The following is a 7,479-nucleotide window of genomic DNA, read 5'->3' as shown; positions in this document are numbered from 1 at the left end:
AATCGGTGCAGCCGAGCATCGCAGCGACATGTGGATGAAGCGATCCCTTGTTTGAGCTGTTCACGCAGTGAACGGCGAGTTTGGGGTCGCGCCACATGTCGCGAGAAGCGCAGGGAACCCGCGTAGCGGGCAAATCACCGGCCATCAAATGCACCACCACATCGGGCGGATCAATCCACCAAACAAAAAGGTGACAGCTTCCACCTTAACCGGTTTAATACACCCCATGACTGAACTGAAAAACGACCGCTTCATCCGCGCCCTGCTCCGTCAACCCGTCGACGTGACCCCCGTGTGGATGATGCGCCAGGCCGGACGCTACCTGCCCGAGTATCGCGAAACACGCAAAAAAGCCGGCAGCTTCATGGATCTTTGCACCAACCCGGAACTGGCCTGCGAAGTGACCCTGCAACCGCTGGAACGTTTTCCGCTGGATGCCGCCATTCTGTTTTCCGACATTCTTACCATTCCGGATGCAATGGGACTGGGGCTGTATTTTGAAGAAGGCGAAGGCCCGCGTTTCAAAAACCCGGTGCGCGATGAAAAACAGATTGCCGCGCTCGGTGTGCCCGACCCGGAACAGGAACTGCGCTATGTGATGGATGCGGTTCGCACCATTCGTCGCGAACTGAACGGGCGCGTGCCGTTGATCGGCTTCTCCGGCAGCCCCTGGACGCTGGCGACCTATATGGTCGAGGGCGGTTCCAGCAAGGACTTCCGCACCATCAAGGCGATGTTGTACGAGCGCCCGGAACTGCTCGATCAACTGCTGGATACCGTTGCGCAATCGGTTGCGCTGTATCTCGACGCCCAGATCAGAGCCGGCGCGCAAACGGTCATGATTTTCGATACCTGGGGCGGCGCGTTGACACCTTCGGATTATTGCCGCTTCTCGTTGAAGCCGATGGAGCGCATTATCCGCAGCCTGCAGGAAAAAATGGGTGATCAGAAAGTCCCGGTGATCCTGTTTACCAAGAACGGTGGTCAGTGGCTGGAAGCCATGACCGATACCGGCGCCGATGCGCTGGGCCTGGACTGGACCACTGATCTTGCCGATGCGCGTCGACGTGTTGGCGACCAGGTTGCGCTACAGGGAAATCTTGATCCCTCGGTGCTCTATGCTTCACCGAAAACCATTCGCGAACAGGTTGGCAAGGTGCTGGCGAGTTACGGCAAGGGCAGCGGGCATGTGTTCAACCTGGGGCACGGGATTCATCCCGGTATCAATCCGGAACACGCCGGTGCGATGATAGAAGCGGTACATGACTTGAGCCGCGCCTACCACGACTAGCGCACTTCGCTCAACAGACGGCCGATCATGCCCTGCGCCTGTGACAGGTAACCACCGCCGAACAGGTTGTAGTGATTGAGGATGTGATAGAGATTGTAGAGGGTCTTGCGCGTTGCATAACCCGGATCAAGCGGCCAGTCGTTATTGTAGGCGGCGTAGAAATCCGCGCCGAATCCCCCGAACAGTTCCGTCATGGCAAGGTCGGTTTCCCGGTCACCGTAGTACACGGCAGGATCGAACAGGGTCGGTTCACCTTCCTGTGTGAAGGCATAGTTTCCGGACCAGAGGTCGCCGTGCAGTAATGAGGGTTGCGGTTCACGCCCGTCCATAAACGCCGGCAACCACTCGATCAGTTCGCCGCCGCTGGCTTCCAGTTCACGGCTGGCGCCAGATTCCAGCGCAAGGTTGAGCTGGAAGCCAAGGCGATGTTCCGCCCAGAAATCCAGCCAGCTTTTCTCCTGCGTATTGCGCTGTGGCGTGGAGCCTATTGTATTGTCCCGGTGCCAGCCGAATCGCTCGGCAGTACAGCGGTGCAGGGCGGCAAGCCCTTCGCCCAGTTGCGCGGCTGAGCCTGCGCCTCCCGGCGGCAGGTACTCCATGGCCAGGTATGCCTGTCCATCACTCGTGCCCCACACCAGCGGCTCGGGAATCCGTAAGGCTTCAGCCTGGCGCAGTGCCAGCAGGCCTTCCACTTCTGCCTCGAACATATCCAGTTTTGATGCGTGGTTGAGCTTGACGAAGAAGGACTGGTCATCGCACTCAAGCCGGTAGGCCTCGTTAATCGAACCACCGCCTACGGCAACCGGGCGGCCGGCCTGTACAGGCCGGCCAATGCTGGATTCCAGTTGTTGGGTGATGTGTTTCCAGATCGTCATTTTCAGCAACCTCTGGGTTCCGGCATATGCCTGAATGGCGGACAATGTCTCAAGGGAGTGTCTCAATCAGGGGGGCGGTAGAGAGACAGTCCCTGAAACAGGACAGAAAGATCTGCAAACTCAGCCGAGCAGTTTCAGTCGCTCATGCATCAGGCTGGTGCGCGGGAAGTGCGCCATGAGGAATTCCATCTGGTCGGCGAGGATGCGCTTGCCCTGCAGGTAGATATATTCAGCGTGGGTCGGTGTAAACGGTACCGCCAGCAGTTCCATGCCCGCCTGCTCCGGACTGCGTCCGGCCTTGTGGTTGTTGCAGCGGCGGCAGGCAGTTACGACATTGGTCCAGCTATCGGCCCCGTTCTGGCTGATGGGCGTGACATGATCGCGCGACAGGTCGCTGACGCGGAAACGTTCGCCGCAATACATGCACAGGTGGGCGTCGCGGCGGAACAGCGCCGGGTTGTTCAGTGGCGGGATATAATGGCCACGGCTGCGCTTCAACACCCGGTTGCTGCCGTGGGTGGCGATAATGGAATTGACCCGGATGATGCTCCTGCGCCCGGTGCGGGCACAGATGCCACCGTGCACCGTATACAGGTGAGTGCCACAGCTGTAGGCCACCTGGTCCAGGTAGTAGAGACGAACGGCGTCCTGGTAATTCACCCATTCCAGCGGCATGCCGGAGGCGTCGGTTCTCAGGACTTGCTGACGTAAATCGTACACACAAACCTCCCGAATCCGGTTTCCTGTATCTTATCCCAGAAATCCCGCGCCGTGTAAACGGTTGGGAGGCAAAATTCATGGCCCTGTCACCTTTTCCGGACGTTACATCACCGCCGCGAATCCGCTATCATTCCGCCCCTTATGCGCCAGTAGCGGATTTTCGGCGCACAACAGCCAAGCAGAACAAAACCAGCCGGTTGAACTGACCGGCCTGAGCTGGAGAAAGTCAGATGTCCATACGCCTGGGCGTGCCCAAAGAGATCGAGGCCGGTGAGCGACGTGTCGCCCTGGTTCCGCCCATTGCCGATCGATTCGTCAAACTGGGTGTCGAAATTATCATGCAGCGCGGGGCGGGCGTCAGCAGCCACTACCCGGATGACGCCTACGGGAATGTCACCCTGGTCGACGATGCCGCCGCCGTGTACCAGCAGGCCGACGTGATCCTCAAGGTACAGCCGCCAAACGAGTCCGAAATCGAACAGATGAAGGACGGTGCCGTGGTGATCGGCATGCTGCAGCCACACAAATTCCCGCAACGTGTCGCCAAACTGCGCGACCATAAAATTCTCGCCTTCGCCATGGAACTGGTGCCACGCATCTCGCGCGCCCAGAGCATGGATGTGCTGTCCTCGCAGGCCGCGGTCGCCGGCTACAAGGGCGCACTGCTGGCCGCCAACCACGCCAGCGGCTTCTTCCCCATGCTGACCACCGCGGCCGGCACCATTCGTCCGGCCAAAGTCCTGGTGATCGGCGCCGGTGTTGCGGGCCTGCAGGCCATCGCCACCGCCAAACGCCTCGGCGCCATGGTGGAAGGCTACGATGTACGCAGCGCGACCCGCGAGCAGGTTGAGTCGCTGGGCGCCAAATTTGTCGATACCGGCGTGTCGGCGGAAGGCGAGGGCGGCTATGCCCGCGAGCTGACCGACGAGGAAAAGGCCAAACAGCAGGAAGTGCTGGAAAAACACCTGGTCGCGGCGGATGCCGTGATTACTACCGCCGCCATCCCCGGTCGGCCGTCGCCGAAGATTATCCGTAAGGAAATCGTCGAGCAAATGAAATCCGGCGCCGTCATCATCGACCTGGCCGCCGAAGGCGGTGGCAACTGTGAAGTTACCGAACCCGGCAAACCCATCGAACACAATGGCGTGGTGGTGTACGGCCCGCTCAACGTGCCCAGCGAGCTGCCCATCCACGCCTCTGAAATGTACGCGCGCAACCTGCTGAACTTCCTCACCCCGATGATCGAGGATGGCGAATTCAAACCCGACTTCGACGACGAGGTTATCGCCGACAGCACGCTGACCCGCGAGGGTGAAATCAAACACGCCCCCAGCCGCGAGCTGGTGGAAGGATCTGCATCATGATCGAAGGCTTTACTGCACTCTATATCTTCATGCTGGCGGCATTTACCGGCTACGAGGTCATTGCCCGCGTGCCGGTTATCCTGCACACGCCACTGATGTCGGGTTCCAACTTCGTGCACGGCATCGTGCTGGTCGGCGCCATGGTCGCCATGGGCCACGCGGAAACGGATATCGAAAAACTGATCGGCTTTATCGGCGTCATGCTCGCCGCCGGTAACGCGGTAGGCGGCTATGTGGTCACCGAGCGTATGCTGGAAATGTTCAAGAGCAGCAAGGAGGCCAAATAAATGGGCTTCCTGATCGACGTCAGTTATTTCCTGGCCGCTGCGCTGTTCATCCTCGGCCTCAAGCGTATGAGCTCACCGGCCACCGCACGCGGCGGTATCGTATGGGCCGGTGTCGGCATGCTGGTCGCCACCATCATTACCTTTGCCACGCCCGGCATGCACAACTATGGCTGGATGACGCTGGCCATTTTCATCGGCGGCGGACTGGCCTGGTACAGCGGCAGGAAAGTCGCCATGACCGACATGCCGCAGATGATCGCCATCTACAACGGCATGGGCGGCGGTGCGGCGGCAGCCATTGCAGCGGTTGAACTGCTGCGTGGCTCCTTCCCTTCCGCGACGTTCCAGATCCTCGCCGTCCTCGGCGCCATGATCGGCTCGGTGGCTTTCTCCGGTTCCATGATCGCCTTCGCCAAGCTGCAGGGGCTGATGAAGCGTTCGATGATTTTCCCCAGCCAGCAACGTATTAACCTGCTGGTGTTCGGCGCCTTGCTGGTGATGGGCATCGTGCTGATGAACGCCGACCAGCCCGGTGGTGGCAGCATCCTGATTTTCTTCACGCTGGCACTGGCCTTCGGCATTATGATGACCCTGCCGATCGGTGGTGCCGATATGCCGGTGGTCATCTCGCTGTATAACGCATTGACCGGTCTGGCGGTGGCGTTTGAAGGTTTCGTGCTGGGTAATGCCGCGATGATTATCGCCGGTACCGTGGTGGGTTCCGCGGGTACCCTGCTCACCCAGCTGATGGCAAAAGCCATGAACCGGCCGATTTCCAATGTGCTGTTCTCCGGCTTTGGTTCGGGTGCCGGCGGCGAAGCCGCCGTGGAAGGCGAACAGGGCACCATGAAAGAAATCGATGCCGCCGACGCAGCGGTCATGATGGCCTACGCCAACAAGGTTATTATCGTACCTGGTTACGGCATGGCCGTGGCGCAGGCGCAGCACAAGGTATGGGAATTTGCCAAACTGCTGATGGACCGTGACGTTACCGTAAAGTTTGCCATCCACCCGGTGGCCGGGCGCATGCCCGGGCACATGAACGTACTGCTGGCCGAAGCCGGCGTACCCTACGACCTGATCTACGATCTGGAAGAGATCAACGAGGAATTCGCTACCGCCGACGTGGCACTGGTGATCGGCGCCAACGACGTGGTCAACCCGGTGGCACGTACCAACCCGGACAGTCCTATCTACGGCATGCCAATCCTCGACGCCGACAAGGCGAAGAATGTCATCGTCATCAAGCGCGGTCGCGGCAAGGGCTTCTCGGGCATCGAGAACGGCCTGTTCTTCCTCGACAACACCCGCATGTTGTACGGCGATGGTCAGGAAGTGGCCGGCAAGCTGATCGCCGAAGTCAAACAGGTGTAAGACCAGGGAATCCCGCATTAATCCGCCATTGCGAGCGAAGCGCGGCAATCTGTTTGCCAGGATATTTGGATATTTGGGGTCAGAGTAAAAACTGCATCTATTGCATATTGCTAATCACAATCAAAAGACAAGTTTTTACTCTGACCCCAAATATTAGAACAACATATCGAGAAAACGTTCTGTGGTCTGCGGGTTCATATTCCTTATTATTTTATAGCTGACATGTGCATCGTAGTCCCGGTCATTGATCGACTGCCTGTCAACTTCCACACCCCACATCGGATCGATGCGGTTGGGTAAGAACGAATAACGCATATCCATGACAAGGCCAGGGTAACGCTTGCTCACGGCAAGAAAATCATCCGAGAACCAGCGGAACCGCTCGATGTCCCTGGCCTGCTGACTGCCTTCTGGCAACCAGGGGAAATCCCGCTTCACATCCAGCTTCCTGATCGATGAGCCGGGCAGGTATTCTACGTCCCACAGCAGCTTTACGGCATCTACATAATAACGACCGTCATATTCATAAATGGTCTTCCATAAATGACGGTTGGCAAAGCTCGGCTTTACCTGCATACGCACCGTGTCATGACCGCGCTGTTCGGCCAGCGCGTACACCGCCTGTTCCGCACGCTGTTTCTGCACAATACCAAGAGACAGGAAAACAACGGCGTACACAAAAGCAATTCGTGCATACATCGGCTTGTTCCTGAACGCGGAAAACACAATCAATGCCAGCACCGGCAGGGTAAACAACGGGTCGATAATAGAAACGATGTTCCACGCAACCCGTTCATCGCTGAACGGCCAGAACAACTGCGTACCGTATGACGTGCAGGCATCGAGCAGCCCGTGCGTTGCATAGCCCAGAAACGCAAACAGGTAGATCTGCCGGAATGACAATCGCGATTTTGCAAACGGGTAGAACACCAGCGCACACAACAATGCGCCCACAGGAATAAAAACCAGCGCATGAGTAAACTGGCGGTGAAACTCCAGGAACAGCAACGGGTCTTTCGGGGAGTGGATGAAAATATCCAGGTCTGGCGCCATGCCCGCCAGGGCGCCGATCAACAGGGCGCTGATCTGTTTCGACCGGTTGCCGGCAAACGACTGTGAAAAACTGGCGCCAAGACCGGCCTGTGAAATGGGATCCATCAGCGTTGAAGCCTGTCGCGCAGTTGTTGTCGTTGCTTCGGTGTCATGTGTTTCCAGCGTTCGCGCTGCTTCTGGCGGAAAGCCTCACGCTCGGTGGGCGACATGGACTGCCACTTTTCACGCAGGGCCGCACGCCGTTCCGGTGGCAGTTGCATGAACCACTGACGGCGTTTGCGCAGACGCTCCTGTTTTTCCGGCGGCAATTTACTGAAGTGCTCGCGGCGTTCGCGCAGCAGCTTGCGCTGTTCCGGCGTCATGGCCTGCCAGTGTTTGAAACGTTCCCTGACTTTGGCTTTTTGTTCCGGCCCCATGTGCTGCCAGCGCTCGGCGCCCTTGCGCAGTTTTTCCTGGCGCTGTGGCGGCAGTGTGTCCCAGTGTTTCCTGAACGGCTTGAGCACCTTCTGCTCCGT

Annotated in this window: 8 protein-coding genes; 4 read left to right on the top strand and 4 right to left on the bottom strand. The window is 58.6% G+C overall.

Features of this window, described 5'->3' with window-relative positions; genetic code table 11:
- Positions 1-226: 226 nt before the first annotated feature.
- The gene (hemE, locus tag ACW81B_RS06555; RefSeq protein ID WP_491579413.1) at positions 227-1,291 is read left to right on the top strand and encodes a uroporphyrinogen decarboxylase; all 1,065 of its coding nucleotides are present in this window, start codon (positions 227-229) and stop codon (positions 1,289-1,291) included.
- Here hemE and ACW81B_RS06550 read toward each other — a convergent pair.
- Both ACW81B_RS06550 and ACW81B_RS06545 read right to left on the bottom strand, forming a co-directional pair.
- Positions 1,288-2,166 (bottom strand): fructosamine kinase family protein, encoded by an 879-nt coding sequence (locus ACW81B_RS06550; RefSeq protein WP_491579412.1) that lies wholly within the window; start codon positions 2,164-2,166, stop codon positions 1,288-1,290. The genes hemE and ACW81B_RS06550 overlap by 4 nt on opposite strands.
- A gap of 120 nt (positions 2,167-2,286) precedes the next feature.
- The gene (locus tag ACW81B_RS06545) at positions 2,287-2,841 is read right to left on the bottom strand and encodes an HNH endonuclease (protein ID WP_491579415.1); all 555 of its coding nucleotides are present in this window, start codon (positions 2,839-2,841) and stop codon (positions 2,287-2,289) included.
- 275 nt (positions 2,842-3,116) lie between these two features.
- Between ACW81B_RS06545 and ACW81B_RS06540 the strand changes: the two genes are divergently transcribed.
- Genes ACW81B_RS06540 through ACW81B_RS06530 form a run of 3 tightly spaced genes read left to right on the top strand, consistent with a single transcriptional unit; the run spans position 3,117 to position 5,911 of the window.
- Positions 3,117-4,250, top strand: a complete 1,134-nt coding sequence (locus tag ACW81B_RS06540) for a Re/Si-specific NAD(P)(+) transhydrogenase subunit alpha (RefSeq protein ID WP_491579411.1) — start codon at positions 3,117-3,119, stop codon at positions 4,248-4,250.
- Positions 4,244-4,537, top strand: coding sequence for an NAD(P) transhydrogenase subunit alpha part 2 (locus tag ACW81B_RS06535; RefSeq protein ID WP_491579414.1), 294 nt, complete (start codon positions 4,244-4,246; stop codon positions 4,535-4,537). Before ACW81B_RS06540 ends, ACW81B_RS06535 begins: the two co-directional genes overlap by 7 nt.
- The gene (locus tag ACW81B_RS06530) at positions 4,538-5,911 is read left to right on the top strand and encodes an NAD(P)(+) transhydrogenase (Re/Si-specific) subunit beta (protein WP_491579410.1); all 1,374 of its coding nucleotides are present in this window, start codon (positions 4,538-4,540) and stop codon (positions 5,909-5,911) included.
- Positions 5,912-6,064: 153 nt separating this feature from the next.
- Here the strand turns inward: ACW81B_RS06530 and ACW81B_RS06525 are convergent, their stop codons facing one another.
- Together ACW81B_RS06525 and ACW81B_RS06520 are read right to left on the bottom strand one after the other, a co-directional pair.
- Positions 6,065-7,069, bottom strand: coding sequence for a metal-dependent hydrolase (locus tag ACW81B_RS06525; RefSeq protein ID WP_491579409.1), 1,005 nt, complete (start codon positions 7,067-7,069; stop codon positions 6,065-6,067).
- Positions 7,069-7,479, bottom strand: a 411-nt coding sequence (locus tag ACW81B_RS06520; RefSeq protein ID WP_491579408.1) for a DUF3106 domain-containing protein, incomplete at its 5' end; no start/stop codon positions are given. The genes ACW81B_RS06520 and ACW81B_RS06525, both read right to left, overlap by 1 nt.

It is taken from the genome of Thiogranum sp., from assembly GCF_058323355.1.
Note: the sequence above shows the minus strand (reverse complement) of the source record. Positions and strands in the feature narration are given on the sequence as shown.

Coding starts and splice junctions, on each gene's coding strand:
- ACW81B_RS06550 (WP_491579412.1), bottom strand. CDS start 2,166: ATGACGATCTGGAAACACATCACCCAACAACTGGAATCCAGCATTGGC.
- ACW81B_RS06540 (WP_491579411.1), top strand. CDS start 3,117: ATGTCCATACGCCTGGGCGTGCCCAAAGAGATCGAGGCCGGTGAGCGA.
- ACW81B_RS06545 (WP_491579415.1), bottom strand. CDS start 2,841: ATGCCGCTGGAATGGGTGAATTACCAGGACGCCGTTCGTCTCTACTAC.
- ACW81B_RS06525 (WP_491579409.1), bottom strand. CDS start 7,069: ATGGATCCCATTTCACAGGCCGGTCTTGGCGCCAGTTTTTCACAGTCG.
- hemE (WP_491579413.1), top strand. CDS start 227: ATGACTGAACTGAAAAACGACCGCTTCATCCGCGCCCTGCTCCGTCAA.
- ACW81B_RS06530 (WP_491579410.1), top strand. CDS start 4,538: ATGGGCTTCCTGATCGACGTCAGTTATTTCCTGGCCGCTGCGCTGTTC.